This window comes from Serratia sp. FDAARGOS_506 (genome assembly GCF_003812745.1).
Lineage (GTDB): Bacteria > Pseudomonadota > Gammaproteobacteria > Enterobacterales > Enterobacteriaceae > Serratia.
In genome coordinates this window covers 1,839,258-1,862,242 of sequence record NZ_CP033831.1, presented here as the reverse complement: position 1 = coordinate 1,862,242, position 22,985 = coordinate 1,839,258, and the positions used below count along the sequence as shown (strand labels likewise).

The 22,985-nt window shown below is 59.4% G+C and carries 21 protein-coding genes and 3 tRNA genes; 10 read left to right on the top strand and 14 right to left on the bottom strand.

Annotated elements, in window-relative coordinates; genetic code table 11:
• Positions 1–287 precede the first annotated feature (287 nt).
• From EGY12_RS08995 to orn, 4 genes are all read right to left on the bottom strand, one after another.
• Positions 288–363, bottom strand: a tRNA-Gly gene (locus EGY12_RS08995).
• A gap of 54 nt (positions 364–417) precedes the next feature.
• Positions 418–493: transfer RNA gene (locus EGY12_RS08990), tRNA-Gly, on the bottom strand.
• A 66-nt stretch (positions 494–559) separates the two neighbouring features.
• Positions 560–635, bottom strand: a tRNA-Gly gene (locus EGY12_RS08985).
• Between the two features lie 192 nt (positions 636–827).
• Positions 828–1,373 carry an oligoribonuclease gene (gene orn / locus EGY12_RS08980; RefSeq protein ID WP_123893188.1) on the bottom strand — a complete coding sequence of 182 codons (546 nt, stop codon included), beginning with the start codon at positions 1,371–1,373 and terminating at the stop codon, positions 828–830.
• A 245-nt stretch (positions 1,374–1,618) separates the two neighbouring features.
• On the opposite strand from orn, the gene rsgA reads away from it, so the two are divergent.
• The 3 genes from rsgA (at position 1,619) to mscM (ending at position 6,999) form a co-directional block, all read left to right on the top strand.
• Positions 1,619–2,668 (top strand): small ribosomal subunit biogenesis GTPase RsgA, encoded by a 1,050-nt coding sequence (gene rsgA / locus EGY12_RS08975; protein ID WP_123893187.1) that lies wholly within the window; start codon positions 1,619–1,621, stop codon positions 2,666–2,668.
• 76 nt (positions 2,669–2,744) lie between these two features.
• Positions 2,745–3,638, top strand: a complete 894-nt coding sequence (asd, locus tag EGY12_RS08970) for an archaetidylserine decarboxylase (protein WP_123893186.1) — start codon at positions 2,745–2,747, stop codon at positions 3,636–3,638.
• 13 nt (positions 3,639–3,651) lie between these two features.
• Positions 3,652–6,999, top strand: a complete 3,348-nt coding sequence (gene mscM, locus EGY12_RS08965; RefSeq protein ID WP_123893185.1) for a miniconductance mechanosensitive channel MscM — start codon at positions 3,652–3,654, stop codon at positions 6,997–6,999.
• A 67-nt stretch (positions 7,000–7,066) separates the two neighbouring features.
• Here mscM and epmA read toward each other — a convergent pair whose 3' ends face one another.
• A complete protein-coding gene (gene epmA, locus EGY12_RS08960) occupies positions 7,067–8,044 on the bottom strand; it encodes an elongation factor P--(R)-beta-lysine ligase (protein ID WP_004929681.1) in 978 nt (325 codons plus the stop codon).
• 385 nt (positions 8,045–8,429) lie between these two features.
• On the opposite strand from epmA, the gene frdA reads away from it, so the two are divergent.
• From frdA to frdD, 4 genes are read left to right on the top strand one after another with little or no spacing between them, the layout of a single operon-like run.
• On the top strand, positions 8,430–10,226 hold the full coding sequence (gene frdA / locus EGY12_RS08955; protein ID WP_123893184.1) for a fumarate reductase (quinol) flavoprotein subunit: 1,797 nt from the start codon (positions 8,430–8,432) through the stop codon (positions 10,224–10,226).
• Positions 10,219–10,953 (top strand): succinate dehydrogenase/fumarate reductase iron-sulfur subunit, encoded by a 735-nt coding sequence (locus EGY12_RS08950; protein WP_033648713.1) that lies wholly within the window; start codon positions 10,219–10,221, stop codon positions 10,951–10,953. Before frdA ends, EGY12_RS08950 begins: the two co-directional genes overlap by 8 nt.
• Before the next feature lie 15 nt (positions 10,954–10,968).
• Positions 10,969–11,361, top strand: a complete 393-nt coding sequence (gene frdC, locus EGY12_RS08945; protein WP_004929673.1) for a fumarate reductase subunit FrdC — start codon at positions 10,969–10,971, stop codon at positions 11,359–11,361.
• A 12-nt stretch (positions 11,362–11,373) separates the two neighbouring features.
• Positions 11,374–11,733: a fumarate reductase subunit FrdD gene (gene frdD, locus EGY12_RS08940; protein ID WP_004929672.1), complete on the top strand. Its 360-nt coding sequence runs from the start codon at positions 11,374–11,376 to the stop codon at positions 11,731–11,733.
• Between the two features lie 197 nt (positions 11,734–11,930).
• On the opposite strand, the gene sugE is transcribed toward frdD, so the two are convergent.
• The 4 genes from sugE to efp form a co-directional block, all read right to left on the bottom strand.
• Positions 11,931–12,248 (bottom strand): quaternary ammonium compound efflux SMR transporter SugE, encoded by a 318-nt coding sequence (gene sugE / locus EGY12_RS08935; protein ID WP_004929669.1) that lies wholly within the window; start codon positions 12,246–12,248, stop codon positions 11,931–11,933.
• A 192-nt stretch (positions 12,249–12,440) separates the two neighbouring features.
• Positions 12,441–12,572, bottom strand: a complete 132-nt coding sequence (locus EGY12_RS08930; RefSeq protein WP_033636766.1) for an entericidin A/B family lipoprotein — start codon at positions 12,570–12,572, stop codon at positions 12,441–12,443.
• A 121-nt stretch (positions 12,573–12,693) separates the two neighbouring features.
• Positions 12,694–12,825: an entericidin A/B family lipoprotein gene (locus EGY12_RS08925; protein ID WP_019453400.1), complete on the bottom strand. Its 132-nt coding sequence runs from the start codon at positions 12,823–12,825 to the stop codon at positions 12,694–12,696.
• Positions 12,826–12,895: 70 nt separating this feature from the next.
• Positions 12,896–13,462 (bottom strand): elongation factor P, encoded by a 567-nt coding sequence (gene efp / locus EGY12_RS08920; protein WP_004929666.1) that lies wholly within the window; start codon positions 13,460–13,462, stop codon positions 12,896–12,898.
• 42 nt (positions 13,463–13,504) lie between these two features.
• Between efp and epmB the strand changes: the two genes are divergently transcribed.
• Positions 13,505–14,533 (top strand): EF-P beta-lysylation protein EpmB, encoded by a 1,029-nt coding sequence (gene epmB, locus EGY12_RS08915; RefSeq protein WP_123893183.1) that lies wholly within the window; start codon positions 13,505–13,507, stop codon positions 14,531–14,533.
• A gap of 83 nt (positions 14,534–14,616) precedes the next feature.
• Here the strand turns inward: epmB and EGY12_RS08910 are convergent, their stop codons facing one another.
• The 5 genes from EGY12_RS08910 to EGY12_RS08890 all read right to left on the bottom strand — a co-directional run bounded on the left by EGY12_RS08910 (position 14,617) and on the right by EGY12_RS08890 (position 19,659).
• Entirely contained in the window at positions 14,617–14,961 is a 345-nt protein-coding gene (locus EGY12_RS08910; RefSeq protein ID WP_025305007.1) for a DUF4156 domain-containing protein, read from the bottom strand.
• Positions 14,962–15,139: 178 nt separating this feature from the next.
• On the bottom strand, positions 15,140–16,771 hold the full coding sequence (locus EGY12_RS08905; RefSeq protein ID WP_123893182.1) for a methyl-accepting chemotaxis protein: 1,632 nt from the start codon (positions 16,769–16,771) through the stop codon (positions 15,140–15,142).
• A gap of 225 nt (positions 16,772–16,996) precedes the next feature.
• Entirely contained in the window at positions 16,997–18,643 is a 1,647-nt protein-coding gene (gene groL, locus EGY12_RS08900; protein WP_004929662.1) for a chaperonin GroEL, read from the bottom strand.
• A gap of 44 nt (positions 18,644–18,687) precedes the next feature.
• Positions 18,688–18,981, bottom strand: a complete 294-nt coding sequence (locus EGY12_RS08895; RefSeq protein ID WP_004929661.1) for a co-chaperone GroES — start codon at positions 18,979–18,981, stop codon at positions 18,688–18,690.
• A 189-nt stretch (positions 18,982–19,170) separates the two neighbouring features.
• Positions 19,171–19,659: an FxsA family protein gene (locus EGY12_RS08890; protein WP_019453406.1), complete on the bottom strand. Its 489-nt coding sequence runs from the start codon at positions 19,657–19,659 to the stop codon at positions 19,171–19,173.
• Between the two features lie 369 nt (positions 19,660–20,028).
• Between EGY12_RS08890 and aspA the strand changes: the two genes are divergently transcribed.
• Positions 20,029–21,465 carry an aspartate ammonia-lyase gene (aspA, locus tag EGY12_RS08885; RefSeq protein WP_004929659.1) on the top strand — a complete coding sequence of 479 codons (1,437 nt, stop codon included), beginning with the start codon at positions 20,029–20,031 and terminating at the stop codon, positions 21,463–21,465.
• Between the two features lie 125 nt (positions 21,466–21,590).
• Positions 21,591–22,892: an anaerobic C4-dicarboxylate transporter gene (locus EGY12_RS08880; protein ID WP_041037552.1), complete on the top strand. Its 1,302-nt coding sequence runs from the start codon at positions 21,591–21,593 to the stop codon at positions 22,890–22,892.
• The last annotated feature ends 93 nt before the right edge of the window (positions 22,893–22,985 follow it).

Sequence of the window (22,985 nt, the reverse complement as noted above, 5' to 3'; positions counted from 1 at the left end):
GCCAGATGTCTCACTCTGTGGATTTGTGCATAAAAATAAAAACACGTTGTCTTTCAACTGCAACAAAAAGAGCAAGTGATCGGGATAACGTTTTGGGATAAATAAATATCATTACAAATCAAACAGATAAATATTTAATTTGTATGACGTTGATTTTTCAGGCAGGCGGGTTTATGTACATAGGTTGTGGATAACTCTGTTTACAACATTTTTACCAGGCGTGTAAAACGAGACATAAATCCCCGCCGGATAAGGCGTTGGATTTGAGTTTGAAACGAAGAGAAAATTGGAGCGGGAAACGAGACTCGAACTCGCGACCCCGACCTTGGCAAGGTCGTGCTCTACCAACTGAGCTATTCCCGCATTGAGATGCTTTCGGCATCCGGCCACCAAACATTGGCGTGACCTTTGAATTTTTGGAGCGGGAAACGAGGCTCGAACTCGCGACCTCAACCTTGGCAAGGTTGCGCTCTACCAACTGAGCTATTCCCGCGTCGCATAGGTACTGCTTGATACTGCTTTATTTATTCATCATGCCGCATTGCGACATTGTTGAATTTGGAGCGGGAAACGAGACTCGAACTCGCGACCCCGACCTTGGCAAGGTCGTGCTCTACCAACTGAGCTATTCCCGCCCGGCGTATCGATGGTGGAACGTTACGAAATTCTTCATCGGTACGGGGTGCGCATTATACGAGAAATCCTTTTTGTCGCAAGCCCCTGAAAGCAAAAAAACGCGATTTTTGTTTGATTGCCGATTAAAGCGCCAGATTGGCGAATTAAGCGACTAAAAACGGCGTTTTTTCCCCGCAGGGGCCGTCATCACCTTAAAGCTGAATGAAATGTTCGCGGTAATAAGCCAATTCGGCCACCGATTCGCGAATGTCGTCCAGCGCCTGATGGGTACCCTGCTTCTTAAAGCCGCCGAGAATTTCCGGCTTCCAACGGCGCGCTAACTCTTTAAGCGTGCTGACGTCCAGATAACGGTAATGGAAGTAGGCCTCCAGCTCCGGCATATAGCGGAACAGGAAACGCCGGTCCTGCCCCACGCTGTTGCCGCAGATCGGCGATTTGCCGGCAGGTACCCACTGCTGCAGGAAGGCTAACGTTTCCAGCTCGGCGGCGCGATCGTCCTGACGGCTGGCCTTCACCCGCTCCACCAGCCCGCTGCCGGTATGGGTGCGCACATTCCACTCGTCCATCAAGGCCAGCTGCTCATCGGACTGGTGCACGGCGATTACCGGCCCTTCCGCCAGGATATTCAGGTTGGCGTCGGTGACCAGCGTGGCGATCTCGATAATACGGTCACGCTCGGGATCCAGCCCGGTCATCTCCAAATCGATCCAAATCAGGTTATTTTCGTTTCCTGTCATGATGTTTCCTGCCTAAAAGCCGAGAGAAAAACGCTGTGCGGGCGAGACGGCGGGCGCCGCCGGTGGCGACGCGCCGCAGCCGGCGGCTAACAACGGTTATTTAATATAAAATAGCGTGTATCATAGTCTTTTTGGTCGCCATGGGCGACATATACCCTGACGGGTTCAAGGCTGCGCCCGGGGCAAGTCCCTCACCGCAGCTGTGCGTATACGTAAAGGTATAAAACCGATTCAAGTGAGGCGCAGTGAGTAAGAACAAACTGTCCAAAGGTCAGCAACGCCGCGTGCAGGCGAACCATCAGCGCCGTCTGAAGCGCGCTGATAACAAACCGGAACCGGATGATTCCCAGCTGGGCGAGCCGCAGGAAGGCGTCGTCATCAGCCGTTTCGGCATGCACGCCGACGTTGAGGCGCCGGATGGCACTCAGCACCGCTGCAATATCCGCCGCACGCTGCGTTCGCTGGTCACCGGCGATCGCGTGGTGTGGCGACCCGGCCTGGGCACCCATGAAGGGGTAAAAGGCATCGTGGAAGCGGTGCACGAGCGCACCTCGGTGCTGACGCGCCCGGACTTCTACGACGGCGTGAAGCCGATCGCCGCCAATATCAATCAGATCGTCATCGTGTCGGCGATCCTGCCCGAGCTGTCGCTGAACATCATCGACCGTTATCTGGTGGCCTGCGAAACGCTCGAAGTCGAGCCGCTGATTGTGCTCAACAAAATTGACCTGCTGGACGCCGAAGCGCGCAAGCTGGTCGACGGTATGATGGATATCTATCGCAAGATTGGCTATCGGGTGCTGGAAGTCTCCAGCCAGACGCGGGAAGGCATGGCGGAATTCGAACAGGCGCTGGCCGGGCGCATCAGCATCTTCGCCGGCCAGTCGGGGGTCGGCAAGTCCAGCCTGCTGAATGCGCTGCTGCCGCCGTCTGATGAGCAAATTCTGGTAAATCAGGTTTCCGACGTCTCGGGCCTCGGGCAACATACCACCACCGCCGCGCGGTTGTACCATTTCCAGCACGGCGGCGACGTGATCGACTCCCCAGGGGTGCGCGAGTTTGGCCTGTGGCATCTGGAGCCGGAACAAATCACCCGCGGATTTGTCGAATTCCGTGATTATTTAGGCGGTTGCAAATTCCGCGACTGCCGCCACGATACCGATCCCGGCTGCGCCATCCGCGCGGCGATGGAGAAAGGCGATATCGCGGAAGAGCGTTTCGACAACTATCACCGCATTCTGGAAAGCATGGCGCAGGTGAAGGTTCGCAAGAACTTCACGGACGCCGCAGACTGACACTGACGGGCGGGCATTGACGACGGCGGAGCCCTCGTTACAATGCGCGCCCTTTACCCTGATTCACGAGGTTAACGTGCTGGATAGCATCAAGATTAAATTGCAATATTGGTTGCCGAAGCTGGCGCTGACCCGCCTGGCGGGCTGGGGCGCCGACAAACAGGCCGGCTGGCTGACCCAACTGGTGGTCAAGACCTTCGCCCGCTTCTACCGCGTGGACATGCAGGAAGCGCAAAATCCGGACCTGGCATCTTACGCCACCTTCAACGATTTCTTCGTGCGCCCGCTGCGCGACGGCGCGCGCCCAATTATTGCCGACGCCAACTGGCTGGCGCTGCCTGCCGATGGCGCCATCAGCCAACTCGGCCCGATCCGCGACGATCAAATCTTCCAGGCCAAAGGCCACCACTACAGCCTGGAAGCGCTGCTGGCCGGCAACTATCTGCTGGCCGAACCGTTCCGCAACGGGCTGTTCGCCACCACCTATCTGGCGCCGCGCGACTACCACCGCGTGCACATGCCGTGCGCCGGTGTGCTGCGTGAAATGATCTATGTGCCGGGCGATCTGTTCTCTGTCAACCCACTCACCGCAGCCAACGTGCCTAACCTGTTCGCGCGCAACGAGCGCGTGATCTGCGTGTTCGACACCGATATCGGGCCGATGGTGCAAATCCTGGTCGGCGCCACTATCGTCGGCAGCATCGAAACTGTCTGGGCCGGCACCGTCACGCCGCCGCGCGAAGGCATCATCAAACGCTGGACCTACCCGGCCGCCGGTGAAGAAGGCGCCATCGCGCTGGAAAAAGGCGCCGAGATGGGCCGTTTCAAGCTCGGCTCCACGGTGATTAACCTGTTTACCGCAGGCAGCGTGCAGTTCGCGCCGCAGTTGCATAACGGCTCCGTCACCCGCATGGGTGAGGCCTTCGCCGAAATCCCGGCCGCCGCTGAAACACCACAGACCCCGCTCTAAAGGAATCGACGCCGTGCGCCTGATCATCACGCTTTTGCTCGGTTGCCTGCTGTGGCAACCGGCGCTGGCCGCCCCCGTGCCGACCGAGAACCAGCTCAAACAGGAGCTGAAGCAGGCGGAAAGCAGCAAAAACGCGCCGAATCAGGCGGAGACCACCGAGGCGCTGCAAAGCGCCCTCAACTGGCTGACGGAGCGTAAAGAGTCGCAGACGCGCTCCGAACAGTATCAGAAGGTGATCGACGATTTCCCGAAGATGACGCAGGAACTGCGCCGTCAGCTGGTGCTGGAAAGCAACAAGATCCTGCCGAACGGCGACGATCTGCCGGCCGCCGAGCTGGAACAGCAGATCCTGCAAACCAGCAGCCTGCTGCTGGAACAGGCGCGCCTGCTGCAGCAAGAGCAGGATCGCACGCGGGAAATCAGCGATTCGCTCGGCCAGCTGCCGCAACAGCAGACCGATGCCCGCCGAGCGCTGACCGAAGTGCAGCGCCGTCTGCAGGCGCAGCCCGCCAACCCGACCACCCCGTACGCGCAGGCCGCCCTGGCCCTGCTGCAGACCGAAGCCGCGGCGCGCAAAGCCAAAGTGGACGAGCTGGAGCTGGCGCAGCTGTCGGCCAACAACCGTCAGGAGCTGGCGCGCATGCGCGCCGAGGTCTATAAAAAGCGCCACGAGAAAATAGACGTTCAGCTACAGGCGCTGCGCAACAACCTCAACGCCCAGCGCCAACGCGAAGCGGAACTGGCGCTGGAAAAAACCGAGCAGTTGGCCGAGCAGAACGGCGACTTGCCAAAAAGCATCAGCCAACAGCTGCAGATCAACCGCGAACTGTCCGCCGCGCTGAACAGCCAGGCGCAGCGCATGGATCTGATTTCGTCGCAGCAGCGGCAGGCGGCGGCACAGACGCTGCAGGTGCGCCAGGCACTGAGCACCATCATCGAACAGGCCCAGTGGCTCGGCTCATCGTCAGCGCTGGGGGAAACCCTGCGCGCCCAGGTGGCGACGCTGCCGGAGATGCCTAAGCCGCAACAGCTGGACGGCGACATGGCCCAGCTGCGCGTGCAGCGCCTGCAGTTTGAAAATCAGCTGGAAAAACTGTCGCAGCGCGAATTCAAACGCGACGACGGCAGCGCGCTGACCAACCAGGAACAGCGCATCGTCGATGCCCAGCTGCGCACCCAGCGCGAGCTGCTGAATTCGCTGTTGTCCGGTTGCGACACCCAGATCCTCGAGCTGACCAAGCTGAAGGTGGCCAACACCCAACTGATCGAAGCGTTGAACGAAATTCGCGACGCCACCCACCGCTATCTGTTCTGGGTGCCGGACGTCAATCCGATCAACTTCTCTTATCCGCTCAACGTGGCGCACGATCTGACGCGCGTCCTGTCGTTGGACACGCTGTCGCAGCTCGGCGGCGCCTTCATGATGATGGTGACCAGCCGCGAAACGCTGATCCCGATCTTCGGCGCCCTGCTGCTGGTGATTTTCAGCATCAGTTCGCGCAAGCACTATCATGCCTTCCTCGAGCGCGCCAGCAGCCGCGTCGGCAAGGTGACGCAGGACGAATTCTTCCTGACGGTGCGCACCGTATTCTGGTCGATTCTGGTGGCGATGCCGCTGCCGGTGCTGTGGGCCGCGCTCGGCTACGGCCTGCAGAGCGCCTGGAACTACCCGGTAGCGGAGGCGATCGGCAAAGGGGTGACCGCCACCCTGCCGATCCTGTGGATCTGCATGATCTGCGCCGCCTTCGCCCACCCACAGGGGCTGTTCATCGTGCACTTCCGCTGGCCGGCGAAGCAGGTTTCGCGCGCCATGCGTTACTACAAGATGTCGATCTGGCTGATCGTGCCGCTGATTATGGCGCTGATCACCTTCGATAGCCTGAAAGAGCGCGAGTTCGCCAACACGCTGGGGCGGCTGTGCTTCATCCTGCTGTGTCTGGCGCTGGCACTGGTCACCCACAGCCTGAAGCGCGCCGGCATCCCGTTGTATCTGGATAAAAACGGCTCCGGCGACAACATGCTCAACAGCGCCTTCTGGGGGCTGCTGCTGTCGGCGCCGCTGCTGGCGGCGCTGGCGTCGACCGTCGGTTACCTCACCACCGCGCAGGCGCTGTTGGCCCGCCTGGAAACCTCGGTGGCGATCTGGTTCCTGTTGCTGGTCATCTACCACATCATCCGCCGCTGGATGCTGATCCAACGGCGGCGCATCGCCTTCGATCGCGCCAAACAACGCCGCGCCGACATTCTGGCCCAGCGCGCTCGCGGCGAAGACGAAACCTCGCATACCCCGAACAGCACAGAAGGATCCATCGATCCGGACGACTCAGACTTCGATCTGGACACCATCAGCGCCCAGTCGCTGCGGCTGGTGCGGTCGATCCTGACGTTGATCGCGCTGGTGTCGGTGATCGTGCTGTGGTCGGAGATCCACTCCGCGTTCGCCTTCCTGGAAAACATCTCTCTCTGGGACGTAACCTCGACGGTCAACGGCGTGGAGACCGCCCATCCGATCACCCTCGGCGCGGTCCTGATCGCCATTTTGGTGTTGATCATCACCATGCAGCTGGTGCGCAACCTGCCGGCCCTGCTGGAGCTGGCGGTACTGCAACACCTGGATCTGTCCCCGGGCACCGGCTACGCCATCACCACCATCACCAAGTACCTGCTGCTGCTGTTCGGCGCGGTGCTCAGCTTCGCCTGGATCGGCATCGAATGGTCGAAACTGCAGTGGGTGGTTACCGCGCTCAGTCTGGGGTTGGGCTTCGGCATGCAGGAGATCTTCTCCAACTTCATCTCCGGCCTGATCATCCTGTTCGAGAAACCGATCCGCATCGGCGATACCGTGACGATCCGCAACCTGACCGGCACCGTCACCAAGATCAACACCCGCGCTACCACCATTTCGGACTGGGACCGCAAAGAGATCATCGTGCCGAACAAGGCGTTCATCACCGAACAATTCGTCAACTGGTCGCTGTCGGATACCCTGACCCGTGTGGTGTTGACCGTACCGGCGCCGGCCGAGGCCAACAGCGAAGAAGTGACCAAGATCCTGATGAACGCCGCCGAGCGCTGCGCGCTGGTGCTGGATAACCCGGCGCCGGAGGTCTATCTGGTCGATCTGCAGCAAGGTATCCAGATCTTCGAGATGCGTATTTACGCCGCCGAGATGGGCCACCGTATGCCGCTGCGCCACGAGATCCACCAGCTGATCCTGGCGGGTTATCGCGAGCACGGCATCACACTGCCGTACCCGCCGTTCCAGGTGCGTACCGAGACGCTGTCGCGGCTGACCAACAACGGGCGCACGCCGCCGTCCACGCCGGCGCCGAACACCAAGCGCGACGCCGGGGGCCTGTAAGCGGTTCTCGCGATAAAAAAAGGGTCGGCACATGCCGACCCTTTTGCTTTTCTCACCGCCTGAAACGTCAGGCGATCCCGACCGGGAAGGCCAACACGTCGCTCAGGCTCTCGGCGCCCAGCGCCAGCATCACCAGGCGATCCACGCCCAGCGCCACGCCGGAACACTCCGGCATGCCGTGCTGCAACGCCGCCAGCAGGTTATAGTCGATCGGCTGCTGCGGCAGGCCGCGCTCCGCGCGCTTACGGTTGTCCTGCTCGAAGCGCTGCTGCTGTTCACGGCCGTCGGTCAGCTCGCGGAAACCGTTCGCCAGCTCGATGCCCTTGAAGTACACCTCAAAACGCTCCGCCACCCGGTGGTCCTCGGTGCTGATCTCCGCCAACGCCGCCTGGCTGGCCGGGAAGTGGTAAACGAACGCCGGCTTTTCACGGCCGATATGCGGCTCCACGCCCACGGTGAACAGCAGCTGCAGCAGCGTATCGCGATCTTCTTCGGTATCAGCGATGTTGCTCAAGTCGAGTTTGGCCGCCGCTTCGCGCAGCTGCGCCTTCTCCGCCGACAGCGGATCGATGTCCAGATGGCGCAGGAAGGCCTGCTGATAAGACAGGGTCTCCGCGCTCTCGCAGTCCAGCACCTGTTGCAGCAGATCGTCCACTTCGTTCATCAGGCGGTACATGTCGTAGTGCGGACGGTACCACTCCAGCATGGTGAATTCCGGGTTGTGATGCCGCCCGGCTTCTTCATTGCGGAAGCTGCGCCCCATTTGGTAGATCGGGCCGCTGCCCGCCGCCAGCAGGCGCTTCATGTGATATTCCGGGCTGGTCATCATGTATAGCGTCAGGCCCTCTGCCGCCCCCGGCCCGACGAAACGCGTCTCGAACGGGAACAGGTGAACGTCGGTGACCGTCGCCTGGCTCATGGTGGGCGTCTCAACTTCCAGCACGCCACGATCGGCGAAGAAACGCCGGATCTCAGCCAGAATCGCTGCGCGTTTCAACAAATTGGCGATGGGTGCACTAGGCTGCCAGCTTGCCGTTTCGCTCATGGTAATTAACTCCGAAATCAAACAGGGGATGCAGTCTACTCGCATCCTTGCAGCCAAACAAATTCTTCACGATGCACAACTGGCCATAACGCCAATTTTCGATAAATAGGCGGCAAAAGCGCGTTAAAAAGGGTAAAGCACGCCGAACACGCGAAAAGGCAGGCAAGCCTGTTGAGCGAGCGTTAATCGACAAAACAATCGATCACATCAAATTTCGACTACTTAACTTTAGGTATAGTTAATTCCCCATTATTGGTGGGAGATATCTATCCTTAACCTTTAAGCAACATTAATCGGTTCAATTAGTTAGCACCCGAAGAGTTCGCTAAATTTTAAGCATAGATATTTAACTTGCCGTTCTTAACAAGAACATTGGAGGAATGCAGTGCAAACCTTTAACGCCGATCTTGCCATTATTGGGGCCGGGGGCGCTGGTTTACGTGCAGCAATAGCCGCAGCGGAAGCCAATCCCCAACTGAAAATCGCGCTGATCTCTAAGGTCTACCCGATGCGCAGCCACACGGTCGCCGCCGAGGGGGGCTCCGCCGCCGTCACCCAGGCTCACGATACCTTCGACTACCACTTCCACGACACCGTCGCCGGCGGCGACTGGCTGTGCGAACAGGACGTGGTCGATCATTTCGTGCATCAGTGCCCGCGCGAAATGACCCAGCTCGAGCAGTGGGGCTGCCCGTGGAGCCGTAAACCGGACGGATCGGTCAACGTGCGGCGCTTCGGCGGCATGAAGATCGAACGCACTTGGTTCGCCGCTGACAAGACCGGCTTCCACATGCTGCACACCCTGTTCCAGACCTCGCTGAAATACCCGCAAATTCAACGCTTCGACGAGCACTTCGTGCTGGATATCCTGGTGGATAACGGCCAGGCGCGCGGCCTGGTGGCGCTCAACATGATGGAAGGCACCCGCGTGCAGATCCGCGCCAACGCGGTGGTGATGGCCACCGGCGGCGCCGGGCGCGTCTACCGCTACAACACCAACGGCGGCATCGTTACCGGCGACGGCATGGGCATGGCGTTCCACCACGGCGTGCCGCTGCGCGACATGGAGTTCGTGCAGTATCACCCGACCGGCCTGCCCGGTTCCGGCATCCTGATGACCGAGGGTTGCCGCGGCGAAGGCGGCATTCTGGTTAACAAGGACGGCTACCGTTACCTGCAAGATTACGGCATGGGCCCGGAAACCCCGCTGGGCGAGCCGAAGAACAAATACATGGAGCTGGGCCCGCGCGACAAAGTGTCCCAGGCCTTCTGGCACGAATGGCGCGCCGGCCGCACCATCGCCACCCCGCGCGGCGACGTGGTCTACCTCGATCTGCGCCACCTGGGCGAGAAAAAGCTGCTGGAGCGGCTGCCGTTCATCTGCGAACTGGCCAAGGCCTACGTCGGCGTCGATCCGGTGAAAGATCCGATCCCGGTGCGCCCTACCGCGCACTACACCATGGGCGGCATTGAAACCGATCAGAACTGCGAAACCCGCATCAAGGGGCTATTCGCGGTCGGCGAATGCTCCTCCGTCGGCCTGCACGGCGCCAACCGTCTCGGCTCCAACTCGCTGGCGGAACTGGTGGTGTTCGGCCGCGTCGCCGGTGAGCAAGCGGCCCGCCGCGCGCTGGAAACCGCGCCGGCCAACGGCAGCGCGCTGGATGCGCAAACCCGCGACGTCGAAACCCGCCTGAGCAACCTGATGAAGCAGGAAGGCAACGAAAACTGGGCGAAGATCCGCGACGAAATGGGGCTGTCGATGGAAGAAGGCTGCGGCATCTACCGCACGCCGGAGCTGATGCAAAAAACCATCGATAAGCTGGCGGAGCTGAAAGAGCGCTTCAAGCGCGTCAACATCACCGACAACTCCAGCGTGTTCAACACCGATCTGCTGTACACCATCGAACTGGGCTACGGACTGGACGTCGCCGAATGCATGGCGCACTCCGCCTTTAACCGCAAAGAGTCGCGCGGCGCCCACCAGCGCCTGGACGAAGGGTGCACCGAGCGTGACGACGTCAACTTCCTCAAGCATACGCTGGCGTTCCATAACCCGCAGGGTGCGCCACGCCTCGAATACAGCGACGTGAAAATCACCAAGCTGCCGCCGGCCAAACGCGTCTACGGCGCAGAAGCCGAAGCGCAGGAGAAAAAGAATAAGGAGCAGGCAAATGGCTGAGATGCAAACCCTGAAGATCGAAGTCATGCGCTATAACCCGGAAAGCGACGCCGAGCCGCATTTCGTCACCTACGCCGTGCCTTACGACGAACAGACCTCGCTGCTCGACGCGCTGGGCTACATCAAGGACAACCTGGCGCCGGATCTCTCCTACCGCTGGTCCTGCCGCATGGCGATCTGCGGCTCCTGCGGCATGATGGTCAACCGCGTGCCGAAGCTGGCGTGCAAAACTTTCCTGCGCGACTATGTCGGCGGCATGAAGGTCGAAGCGCTGGGCAACTTCCCGATCGAGCGCGATCTGGTGGTCGACATGACCCACTTCATCGAAAGCCTGGAGGCGATCAAACCGTACATCATCGGCAACGATCGCAAACCGGAAGACGGCCCGAACGTGCAGACCCCGGCGCAAATGGCCAAGTACCACCAGTTCTCCGGCTGCATCAACTGCGGCCTGTGCTACGCCGCCTGCCCGCAGTTCGGCCTCAACCCCGAGTTTATCGGCCCGGCGGCGATCACGCTGGCGCACCGCTACAACCTGGACAACCGCGACCACGGCAAAAAACAGCGCATGCCGCAGCTCAACGGCCAAAACGGCGTCTGGAGCTGCACCTTCGTCGGCTATTGCTCCGAAGTCTGTCCGAAACACGTCGATCCCGCCGCCGCTATCCAGCAGGGCAAGGTGGAGAGCGCCAAAGACTTCATGATCGCCATGTTGAAGCCGCAATAAGGGAGAAAAATTGCCATGACAACTCAACGTAAGCCCTATGTGCGCACCATGACGCCCACCTGGTGGCAAAAACTCGGCTTCTACCGTTTCTACATGCTGCGCGAAGGCACTTCGGTGCTGGCGGTCTGGTTCAGCATCGTGCTGCTCTACGGCGTGTTCGCGCTGAAGGGCGGCGCCGAGAGCTGGGCCGGCTTCGTCGGCTTCTTGCAGAACCCGCTGGTGCTGTTGATCAACGTCGTCGCCCTGCTGGCGGCGGCGCTGCACACCAAAACCTGGTTCGATCTGGCGCCGAAGGCCGCCAATATCGTGGTCAACAGCGAGAAAATGGGGCCGGGCCCCATCGTGAAAGGGCTGTGGGCCGTCACGATCGTCGTCAGCGTGGTCATCCTGGCCGTGGCCCTGATCTAATCCGGAGGAAACATGATAAATCAAGCACCTAAACGCTCCGACGAGCCGGTTTTCTGGGGATTGTTCGGCGCCGGCGGCATGTGGGGCGCGATCGTCGCACCGGCTATCGTGCTGCTGGTCGGCATTCTGCTGCCGCTGGGGCTGTTCCCCGGTGAAGCACTGGGTTACGAGCGCGTGCTGGCGTTCTGCCAGAGCCTGATCGGCCGCCTGTTCTTGCTGCTGATGATCATCCTGCCGCTGTGGTGCGGCCTGCACCGCATCCACCATGCGATGCACGATCTGAAGATCCACGTACCGGCCGGCAAATGGGTGTTCTACGGTCTGGCGGCGATCCTCAGCGTGGTCACCGTCATCGGCGTCGTCACCCTGTAAACCGCTCAGGCGGCCAACGCCCGTTGGCCGCCTGTTATTATTTCGAAGGGTCTATCAGTTCGCTCAAATAGACATACCCTATGGATTTCAAGCTGTAGCCAGGCGCCCAGCTCACTCATCCCCAGGAGCTTACTTAGGTAAGTGACTGGGGTTAGTGAGTGCAGGCAACAACGCTACAACTTGAAAGACGACGGGTATCAGTGACTGCTGAACTTCAGCCCGAGGATGCCGACCACGATCAGGCACAGGCTGATGATGCGCGCGATATTGGTCGACTCGCCCAACAGCACCATGCCCATGATGGCCGCCCCCACCGCGCCGATGCCGGTCCACACCGCATAGGCGGTGCCGGCGGGCAGCGTTTTCATGGCATTGGCCAACAGCAACATGCTGACCACCATCGCGGCGATGGTGATGATGCTCGGCGTCAGCCGGGTAAAACCGTGGGTGTATTTCAGACCGATAGCCCAAACCACTTCGAGCAAACCGGCGATAAGCAGAATAATCCAGGCCATGAGACGGCCTCCCTACCACTGGGGTCGTCCCCGATAAAATGACGCGTAAACGGGTCGTCCCGTTCAGCAGGGTGATGAACGGCGGGTAACCTCACCCGCACTGCGGCAGGATAGCAGCAGCGTTAACGCTCAGGCAAGAAGAGGAAATGCGGCGGCCCTCCGCACGCGGAACGCCGCCGGGTGGAGAACGGATTATTCCGCGCTGCGCTGAATGGCCTTGCCGCCGGCCTGAATGTCCTCACCCACGCCGCGGGTGGTATTACAGGCGGTCAACGAGGTCAAAATCATCAAAGAGAAGATCGCGATAATACTTTTCTTCAGCATAAGAAAGTCCTTATTTGTCGTTGATGAAAAAGTACGGCTTTCTAAGCTTAGTCAAAATTGGCGCAGGGAGTGGAATCGCCACCGGCTTTGTGGCGCAAATACATCGGGTTAAAGGGCGGAATCAGCTGGCCGTGCGCGAAATGGCGCCGCCGAGATGCTGAACGTCTTCGCCGAAACCGCGAAACGTATTGCAACCGCTAAGGGAGAAAAGGAACAACAGGGAGAGCACGGCCAACAACGTTTTCTTGAACATGCGGATTTTCTGCCAACGAACGGGGATGGGATAAAGCAGAGGAACCGCGGGGGTTCCTCTGCTTTGAAACTTATTTAACGCGAGAGACGTATTCGCCAGAGCGAGTGTCAACTTTGATCACTTCGCCGATCTGTACGAACAACGGCACTTTAACCACGGCGCCGGTGCTCAGGGTAGCCGGCTTGCCGCCAGTCCCTGCGGTATCGCCTTTCAGGCCCGGATCGGTATCGGTAATTTCCGCTTCGATGAAGTTCGGCGGCTGAACGGCGATTGGACGGCCATCCCACAGGGTGATGATGCACTCTGCATTATCCTGCAGCCATTTGGCCGCGTCGCCTACGGTTTTGCCGTCAACCTGATGCTGTTCGAAAGACTCAGGGTGCATAAAGTGGTAGAACTCACCGTCGCTGTACAGGTAGTTCATGTTGGTATCCATCACGTCTGCGCCTTCGCAAGAATCGGTAGACTTGAAGGTTTTTTCCACGCGGGTGCCGGTCAGCAGACGACGCATTTTCACGCGTGCAAACGCCTGGCCTTTGCCCGGCTTAACGAACTCACTGGCTTCGACGGCGTAAGGTTCGCCCTCGAACATGATTTTAAGACCCGGACGGAAATCGTTGCTAGAATAAGTCGCCATGATGGCCCTCTGAATATTTGAACTGGTAGCTTAGCCAAAAAAATGGCACACATTATAACCCAAAGTACGGCACATAGAGAAGATTGGTTGCATCAACTCGCCGATGTTATTACCGATCCTGATGAATTACTGCAGCTTTTGTCACTGAATACGCACCCGGAACTGCCGCAGGGGCGCGATGCCCGCCGGCTGTTCGCTCTGCGAGTGCCCCGCGCCTTTGCCGCACGCATGCGCCCCGGGGATGCCAACGACCCGCTGCTGCGCCAGGTGCTGACCGCCAAAGAGGAGTTCATCAACGCCCCAGGGTTCACCACCGATCCGCTCGATGAGCAGCGCAGCGTGGTGCCGGGCCTGCTGCACAAATACCGCAATCGCGCACTGCTGCTGGTCAAGGGTGGCTGTGCGGTCAACTGCCGTTACTGCTTCCGCCGCCACTTCCCCTATCAGGATAATCAGGGCAATAAGAACAACTGGCGGCAGGCACTGGATTATATCCGCCAACACCCGGAACTGGATGAGATCATTTTTTCCGGCGGCGATCCGCTGATGGCCAAAGACAGCGAGCTGGCGTGGCTGGTCGGCGAGCTGGAGGCCATCCCGCATCTGAAACGCCTGCGCATTCACACCCGTTTGCCGGTAGTTATCCCGGCGCGCATCACGCCGGCGCTGTGCCGCTTGCTGTCGGCCTCGCGCCTGCAGGTGCTGATGGTCACGCACATCAACCACGCCAACGAAATTGACCGCGATCTGCAAAGCGCCATGGCGCAGCTGCGCCTCGCCGGCGTCACGCTGCTCAACCAGAGCGTGCTGCTGCGCGACGTCAACGACGATGCCGACACGCTGGCGGCGCTCAGCAACGCGCTGTTCGACGCCGGTATCCTGCCTTACTACATCCACGTGCTGGACAAGGTGCAGGGCGCGGCGCACTTCATGGTCAGCGACGATGAAGCGCGCGCCATCATGCAGGCGCTGCTGAGCAAGGTGTCCGGTTATCTGGTGCCGCGCCTGACGCGTGAGGTGGGCGGCGAACCGAGCAAAACGCCGATCGATCTGCGCCTGATGCAGGAGTGACGCGCGCCAAATCCCCCAACGAAAAGAGGAATGCCGTGGCATTCCTCTTTTTTTATCTCTTCGCGGCGTTAGGCCTCAGCGCCTTACGGGCACTTGTAAACCTGGCCGACCATTTTGCTGTCCAGCGGTGCGAAGCTGGAGAGCAGATTCTGGCTCGGGCTGTTGGCGCCGTAGATCACGTTGCCGCCCATGGCCGCCGCCTTGTTGCGCAGATCGTTGGCCGCACCGCGCATGGAGCTGCCTTCACCGCCGTTGCCGGACAGCCAGTTGCTCTGGGTGCCGGTCACTTCCCCCAGCAGCTGGCATTCCGCCGCCGGCTTGCTGTCGGTGAACTTGATCTGCTGACCCGCAGCGGTCAGTTCATGAGTAGTGCTGCAACCCGCCAGCAGCATCGCTGCCGAGAGACCCAGTAAGGCTTTAATCCGCATCTTGTTCCCCATTCGATGTTGAGAATTACGCAAAAGCTTATCAGAAAGCGATGCCATCTCTTAAGCATCCGTTGCCACGCGAGCGGGCCAACGTCTTGAGCGACAGCTGATGACTTACCAGTTTACCAGCTAAATCGCCCCGGGCGGCAAAAATATCATCAAATACAGTGCGGCGGCGTTATGCCCAACCGGCAACGGCCGCCGATGCCTGCGCCTCCACGTCGCCCTGGCGCGATTCCCCCTCCGCCAGTTGGAATACCGCCACCGCCTGCGCCAGCAGGGCCGCCTGCTCCTCCACGCCGACGGCGGTGGTCGCCACCTCCTCCACCAGCGCAGCGTTCTGCTGGGTCACCTGATCCATTTGGGTCACCGCCACCCCGACCTGCTCAACGCCCTTGCTTTGCTCTTCCGACGCGTACGAGATGTTATCCATCAGCGACGTCACCTGGTTCACCGAGCCAACGATGGCATTCATCGTCTCGCCGGCCTGCTCCACCAAGCGCACGCCGGCGGCGATATCGCCGGTCACGCCGTCGACCAGACTGCTGATTTCCTTGGCCGAAGTCGCGCAGCGCTGCGCCAGATTGCGCACCTCGCCGGCCACCACCGCAAAACCCCGCCCCTGTTCACCGGCTCGCGCGGCCTCCACGGCGGCGTTCAACGCCAGGATATTGGTCTGGAAGGCGATGCCGTCGATCACGCTGGTAATATCCCCTACCTGGCGCGCACTGTCGTTGATCGCCCGCATCTTGTCGACCGCGCTGGCCATTAGCGTTTCCCCGTTGCGGGCAATGCCGGCGGTCTGATTGACCATCCCGGCGGCCTGGTTGGCGTTATCGGCGTTTTGCCGCACCGTAGCGGTGATCTGCTCCATGCTGGCGGCGGTTTCCGTCAGCGCGCTGGCCTGTTCTTCCGTGCGGCTGGAAAGATCGGCGTTGCCGACGGCAATCTCGTGCGTACCGTGGTTGATCGACTCCACGCCGTCACGCACCTGCTGCACGGTGGCGCTCAGTTCCTGCTGCATCGTCCGCAGACTGGCGAACAGCATGCCAATCTCATTGTTGTTGCGCACCGCGATCTCGCTGCGCAGATCGCCGCGCCCCACCTTTTGCAAGTGTTCGGCGATCTGGCGCAGCGGCAGGATCAAGCGCCGGCGGAAATCACGTTGCACGGCGACCAGCAGCAGCAGGATCGCTGCCAAGGTGCCGCTAAGCAGGCGCGCGAAGGCTTTTTGGGTCTGCTCCGCCTCTTCCACCGCCAGACGGTGGGCGGCCACCGTGGCCCGCATGTAGTCGGCAAACTGGCTATCCAGCCGCTGGCGCACCTGGCGCTTCTCTGCCGCCATCGCGTGCAGCCGCTCGATCAGCGCCGCCTGCGGCGTGTCGGCCAACAGCGTCAGTTCTTGCTTCAGCACCGCCTGCTGCGCCAGGTAGACCTTTTTCATCGCCTCGCCCAGATCCGGGCGCGATACCGTCAGGCCCGGCGTTTCCCAGAACAGGTTGAACGCGACGTCGGCGCTGCGCAGCTCGTTACGTGCCTCAATGATGCCCTGCCGGATATCGGCGGCGTCCGTCTGCGCCATACGCTCAAACGCCATATTGTCGATCAGCGTCTGCGTTTGCAGCAAAGCACGCCAACTGCGGTTCAGCGCGGCTTCCTCGTCGGAGAAAGTGCTCATCCTGCCGATGCTGTTGCCGTTTTGCTGCATGAAATAGAAGGCGATGGCGCCGGTTCCCATGGGCATCAAGCCCAACAGCAACAGCATCAACATCAACATCAGCCAGGTGGCTATTTTCATATTTTTCAGCATAAGTCGTCTCCGTTGACAGTCACACCGGCGAGGGAAAATTCCCCGCCTGGTAGGGGCTATATCGGTACGAAACGACAACGGTTTAGGGCAAAAACAAAATAATGCAATAATTCATTCACATAACTAATAACAAGCTAAACAAACATTCTTTTTATTGATTTTTAAGGTAAAAAAAACCCCGGTCGTTTGACCGGGGTTCTCAGCACACAAGCGTGTGGGGGATGATTACATCATGCCGCCCATGCCGCCCATGCCACCCATGCCGCCTGCTGCGCCCAGATCCGGTGCGTCAGCCTTCGGCAGGTCGGTGACCATGCATTCGGTGGTGATCATCAGGCCAGCCACGGAAGCCGCGTACTGCAGAGCAGAACGGGTGACTTTGGTTGGATCCAGGATACCCATCGCGATCATGTCGCCGTATTCTTCGGAGTAAGCGTTGTAGCCGTAGCTGCCTTCGCCCGCTTTCACCTGGTTGGCGATAACGGAAGCTTCTTCACCGGCGTTGACCACGATCTGACGCAGAGGGGCTTCCATTGCGCGCAGCGCAACTTTGATACCCACGTTCTGGTCTTCGTTGTCGCCTTTCAGCGCGGCGATTTTGCCTGCAACGCGGATCAGCGCTACGCCACCGCCGGCAACCACGCCTTCTTCCACTGCGGCGCGGGTCGCGTGCAGGGCGTCTTCAACGCGGGCTTTCTTCTCTTTCATTTCAACTTCAGTGGCTGCGCCAACCTTGATAACGGCAACGCCGCCGGCCAGTTTCGCTACGCGCTCCTGCAGTTTTTCACGATCGTAGTCAGAGGTCGCTTCTTCGATCTGCTGACGGATCTGAGCAACGCGGCCCTGGATGGTCGCTTCGTCGCCCACGCCATCGATGATGATGGTGGTGTCTTTGTTGATCACAACGCGTTTTGCCTGGCCCAGGTCTTCCAGGGTGGCTTTTTCCAGCTCCAGACCGATCTCTTCAGAGATAACGGTACCGGCGGTCAGGGTCGCGATGTCCTGCAGCATGGCTTTACGACGGTCACCGAAGCCAGGCGCCTTAACGGCAGCCACTTTCACGATGCCGCGCATGGTGTTGACCACCAGGGTCGCCAGCGCTTCGCCTTCAACGTCTTCAGCGATGATCAGCAGCGGTTTGCCTGCTTTGGCAACGGCTTCCAGCACCGGCAGCATTTCGCGGATGTTGGAGATCTTTTTGTCAGCCAGCAGGATGAACGGGCTTTCCAGCTCAACAGAACCGGTTTCCGGCTTGTTGATGAAGTATGGGGACAGGTAACCGCGGTCGAACTGCATACCTTCAACCACGTCCAGCTCGTCTTGCAGGCCGGTGCCTTCTTCAACGGTGATAACGCCTTCTTTGCCCACTTTCTCCATCGCTTCCGCGATCAGTTTACCCACGGTTTCGTCGGAGTTGGCGGAGATGGTGCCTACCTGAGCGATAGCTTTGGAATCGGAGCAAGGTACGGACAGTTTTTTCAGTTCTTCAACCGCAGCGACAACCGCTTTGTCGATGCCGCGCTTCAGATCCATCGGGTTCATGCCTGCAGCAACCGCTTTCAGGCCTTCGGTGATGATGGATTGCGCCAGTACGGTTGCAGTGGTGGTGCCGTCGCCCGCAGCGTCGTTCGCTTTGGAGGCCACTTCTTTCACCATCTGTGCACCCATGTTCTCGAACTTGTCTTCCAGTTCGATTTCACGCGCAACGGAAACGCCGTCTTTGGTGATGGTCGGTGCGCCGAAAGATTTATCCAGCACTACGTTGCGGCCTTTCGGGCCCAGGGTCACTTTTACTGCATCAGCGAGAACATTCACGCCGCGGAGCATTTTCACGCGAGCGTCATTGCCGAATTTTACGTCTTTAGCTGCCATTGGTATTTCCCTTCAACTCGTTCAGTTCAGAAGATAAAGCGCAATTACGCTTCAACAATTGCCAGAATGTCGCTTTCGGACATGATCAACACTTCTTCATTGTCGATCTTCTCTGCTTTCACGCCGTAGCCGTCGTTGAAAATCACGATATCGCCAACTTTCACATCCAGCGGTTGGATGTTGCCGTTTTCCAGCACACGCCCTTTACCCACTGCAACCACTTCACCGCGAGTGGATTTACCCGCAGCAGAGCCAGTCAGGACGATGCCGCCAGCAGATTTTGATTCAACTTCTTTGCGCTTGACGATAACGCGGTCATGCAATGGACGAATACTCATTGAACGCTCTCCTGTAAGAAGGTCTCTATCAGATTTAGGGTTGTACACCGGATGGTTGTTATTACCGGCCTCGTGGCATTTGAGATGGGGGCGTTCCAGCCCCCTTCAAGGGGGCTAACGAAAAAAATTTCGCATTTTTGGTCGTGGGGGTGCTACAGACAGGAAAAACGCGGCCTGAGCCGCGTTTGCTTAACGATCGTGAGGCTTGCGCTCCTCGTCAGGGCGGTGTTCCAGCACCGGGCGTTCGTCGTCCTTGCGCTGGAATTCGCCGTCGAAGGTGTTGCCGTTGGCGGCGTCGCCGCCCGTCCAACCACCTGGGCGATAAACCGACAGATGCGGCATCAGCTTCAGCGTCAACGATTTTTGCACCGGCGGCAGCAGCAGCAACAGGCCGAGGAAGTCGGTGAAGAAGCCCGGTATCAGCAGCAGGAAGCCCGCCAGCACCAGCGAAACGCTTTTCACCATTTCCGCCGCCGGGCTTTCGCCGGCCGCCAGTTTTTGCTGCATCTGCACGAAGGTTTTCATGCCCTGATTGCGCACCAGCGAAATGCCGACGCAGGAGCTGAACACCACCAGCAACAGGGTGACAGCCACGCCGAGCACGGCGGCGACTTTGATAAAGATGGATATTTCTATGTAAGCCAGCAGAAATATCAGCAGTAGCGGTAACCAGCGCACCTGGTTCTCCTATCGGTAGGTAAGGCGCGGCCGCCACGGGGCAACGGCGCGAAAAAAGAGGCCGGAAACGGCCGACACCATTACAATGAGGGCATCCCCCCACCATTTCAACCGAGAGCCGGTTTTTATTGCTAAAGTTCACAAACGTGAAAGAAGTCACAGAACCGGAAAAGGGCATATCCTTAAACACCATAAGGTGATCTGGATTCAGTCATTTCTTACCAACCAGCATATGATCTGGGCAGCAACGGGCGATTTGGTTAATCGTTTCACGCCCCTAGCCTTCGGCAATATTAATTTAGGCTGTGCCCTTACTAGCCTTGACCTGACAAATTATTAATTCGGCAGCAACACATAGAGAAGGTTCTCATGTCAAACAACATTCGTATCGAAGAAGACCTGTTAGGAACACGTGAAGTCCCCGCAGACGCTTACTACGGAGTTCACACTCTGCGTGCGATTGAAAACTTCTACATCAGCAACAGCAAAATCAGCGATGTCCCCGAGTTCGTTCGCGGCATGGTGATGGTGAAAAAGGCCGCGGCGATGGCCAACAAAGAACTCAAAACCATCCCGCGCAAAATCGCCGACGTGATCATCCAGGCCTGCGACGAGGTGCTGGATAAAGGCAAATGCATGGATCAGTTCCCGGTGGACGTGTTCCAGGGCGGCGCAGGCACCTCGCTGAACATGAACACCAACGAAGTGCTGGCGAACATCGGCCTGGAGCTGATGGGCCACCAAAAAGGCGAATACCAGTACCTGAACCCGAACGATCACCTCAATAAGTGCCAGTCCACCAACGACGCCTACCCGACCGGGTTCCGCATCGCGGTGTACGCCTCCAACCAGAAACTGATCGACGCCATCAACCAGCTGCGCGAAGGCTTCGACCGCAAGGCGAAAGAGTTCGAAACCATCCTGAAAATGGGCCGCACCCAGCTGCAGGACGCAGTGCCGATGACCCTCGGCCAGGAATTCCACGCCTTCAGCGTGCTGCTGAACGAAGAGACCCGCAACCTGCACCGCACCGCAGAGCTGCTGCTGGAAGTGAACCTGGGCGCCACCGCCATCGGCACCGCGCTCAACACCCCGGAAGGCTACCAGCCGCTGGCGGTACAAAAACTGGCGGAAGTCAGCGGCCTGCCGGTGGTGCCGGCGGAAGACCTGATCGAGGCCACCTCCGACTGCGGCGCCTACGTGATGGTGCACAGCGCGCTCAAACGCCTGGCGGTGAAACTGTCCAAAATCTGCAACGACCTGCGCCTGCTCTCCTCCGGCCCGCGCGCCGGCCTGAACGAAATCAACCTGCCTGAGCTGCAGGCGGGATCGTCCATCATGCCGGCCAAAGTGAACCCGGTAGTGCCGGAAGTGGTCAATCAGGTGTGTTTCAAGGTGATTGGCAACGACACTTGCGTTACCATGGCGGCCGAAGCGGGCCAGCTGCAGCTGAACGTGATGGAGCCGGTGATCGGCCAGGCGATGTTCGAGTCGATCCACATCCTGACCAATGCCTGCTACAACCTGCTGGAAAAATGCATTAACGGCATCACCGCGAATAAAGAAGTCTGCGAACACTACGTCTTCAACTCGATCGGTATCGTCACCTATCTGAACCCGTTCATCGGCCACCATAACGGTGACATCGTCGGGAAGATCTGTGCCGAAACCGGCAAGAGCGTGCGCGAAGTGGTGCTCGAACGCGGCCTGCTGACCGAAGCCGAGCTGGATGACATCTTCTCCGTGGAGAACCTGATGCACCCGGCCTATAAAGCCAAACGCTATACGGATGAAAATGAACAATAACAGACCTACCCGGTAGCCCTAAAAGGCACGCTAAATCCTCTGGATAGCGTGCCTTTTTACTTTCCGGCGCCCACAAAATTTTAACGTTTGATTTTCAATTTCTCACATTTTAAGGAGTAAACACTATGCTAGCCGTAGAATTGGTTATCGTTCTGCTGGCCATCTTTTTAGGGGCCAGGTTGGGCGGTATCGGTATCGGGTTCGCGGGGGGATTGGGCGTTCTGGTCCTGGCGCTGATCGGCGTCAAACCGGGCAGCATTCCCTTCGACGTGATTTCCATCATCATGGCGGTGATTGCGGCGATCTCCGCCATGCAGGTCGCCGGGGGGATGGATTACCTGGTGCAACAGACCGAAAAGCTGCTGCGCAAGAACCCCAAGCACATCACCATTCTCGCCCCTATCGTCACCTACTTCCTGACCATCTTCGCCGGCACCGGCAACATCTCGCTCTCGGCGCTGCCGGTGATCGCCGAAGTGGCGAAAGAACAGGGCATCAAGCCTTGCCGGCCGCTGTCGACCGCCGTGGTGTCCGCGCAGATCGCCATTACCGCCTCGCCGATCTCCGCCGCGGTGGTGTACATGTCTTCGGTGATGGAAGGCCACGGCGTCAGCTACCTGCACCTGCTGATGGTGGTGATCCCGTCCACCTTCTGCGCCGTGCTGGTGATGTCGCTACTGGTGACCTGGCTGTTCGACTCCAAGCTGTCTAACGACCCGGTGTACCTGAAACGCCTGGAAGAAGGCCTGATCACTCTGCGCGGCAACAACGCTCTGGAGATCAAACCGCGCGCCAAAGCCTCGGTGCTGCTGTTCCTGCTGGGCGTGCTGTGCGTAGTGGCTTACGCCATCATCAATAGCCCGGGCCTGGGCCTGGTGGCCAAGCCGCTGATGAACACCACTAACGCCATCCTGATCATCATGCTGAGCGTCGCCACGCTGACCACCCTGCTGTGCCGCGTCGACACCGACATGGTGCTGAACTCCAGCACCTTCAAGGCCGGCATGAGCGCCTGTATTTGTATCCTCGGCGTCGCCTGGCTGGGCGATACCTTCGTGCAGGCTAACATCGACTGGATCAAAGAGACGGCCGGCAGCGTCATTCAGGCGCACCCGTGGCTGCTGGCGGTGATCTTCTTCTTCTGTTCGGCGCTGCTGTACTCGCAGGCCGCTACCGCCAAGGCGCTGATGCCGATGGCGCTGGCGCTGAACGTATCGCCGCTGACCGCCGTCGCCTCCTTCGCCGCCGTCTCCGGCCTGTTCATCCTGCCGACCTACCCGACGCTGGTCGCCGCGGTGCAGATGGACGATACCGGCACCACGCGCATCGGCCGCTTCGTGTTCAACCATCCGTTCTTCATTCCCGGTACCATGGGCGTGATCTTCGCCGTGGTATTCGGCTTCCTGCTCGGCAGCATCATGCTGTAACGCTCCGACCGGGGCTGCGGCCCCGGTTTTCCTTTTGGCGATAAACTCGCCTTCTAGCCAATCCGCCTTCAGGGTATAGTGCCCATTCGAACC

Bases quoted from the DNA above. Each gene is read 5' to 3' on its own strand.
- orn (WP_123893188.1), bottom strand. From the start codon at position 1,373: ATGACAGGAAACGAAAATAACCTGATTTGGATCGATTTGGAGATGACC.
- epmA (WP_004929681.1), bottom strand. From the start codon at position 8,044: ATGAGCGAAACGGCAAGCTGGCAGCCTAGTGCACCCATCGCCAATTTG.
- EGY12_RS08950 (WP_033648713.1), top strand. From the start codon at position 10,219: ATGGCTGAGATGCAAACCCTGAAGATCGAAGTCATGCGCTATAACCCG.
- frdC (WP_004929673.1), top strand. From the start codon at position 10,969: ATGACAACTCAACGTAAGCCCTATGTGCGCACCATGACGCCCACCTGG.
- frdD (WP_004929672.1), top strand. From the start codon at position 11,374: ATGATAAATCAAGCACCTAAACGCTCCGACGAGCCGGTTTTCTGGGGA.
- sugE (WP_004929669.1), bottom strand. From the start codon at position 12,248: ATGGCCTGGATTATTCTGCTTATCGCCGGTTTGCTCGAAGTGGTTTGG.
- EGY12_RS08930 (WP_033636766.1), bottom strand. From the start codon at position 12,572: ATGCTGAAGAAAAGTATTATCGCGATCTTCTCTTTGATGATTTTGACC.
- EGY12_RS08925 (WP_019453400.1), bottom strand. From the start codon at position 12,825: ATGTTCAAGAAAACGTTGTTGGCCGTGCTCTCCCTGTTGTTCCTTTTC.
- efp (WP_004929666.1), bottom strand. From the start codon at position 13,462: ATGGCGACTTATTCTAGCAACGATTTCCGTCCGGGTCTTAAAATCATG.
- epmB (WP_123893183.1), top strand. From the start codon at position 13,505: ATGGCACACATTATAACCCAAAGTACGGCACATAGAGAAGATTGGTTG.
- EGY12_RS08910 (WP_025305007.1), bottom strand. From the start codon at position 14,961: ATGCGGATTAAAGCCTTACTGGGTCTCTCGGCAGCGATGCTGCTGGCG.
- EGY12_RS08905 (WP_123893182.1), bottom strand. From the start codon at position 16,771: ATGCTGAAAAATATGAAAATAGCCACCTGGCTGATGTTGATGTTGATG.
- groL (WP_004929662.1), bottom strand. From the start codon at position 18,643: ATGGCAGCTAAAGACGTAAAATTCGGCAATGACGCTCGCGTGAAAATG.
- EGY12_RS08895 (WP_004929661.1), bottom strand. From the start codon at position 18,981: ATGAGTATTCGTCCATTGCATGACCGCGTTATCGTCAAGCGCAAAGAA.
- aspA (WP_004929659.1), top strand. From the start codon at position 20,029: ATGTCAAACAACATTCGTATCGAAGAAGACCTGTTAGGAACACGTGAA.
- EGY12_RS08880 (WP_041037552.1), top strand. From the start codon at position 21,591: ATGCTAGCCGTAGAATTGGTTATCGTTCTGCTGGCCATCTTTTTAGGG.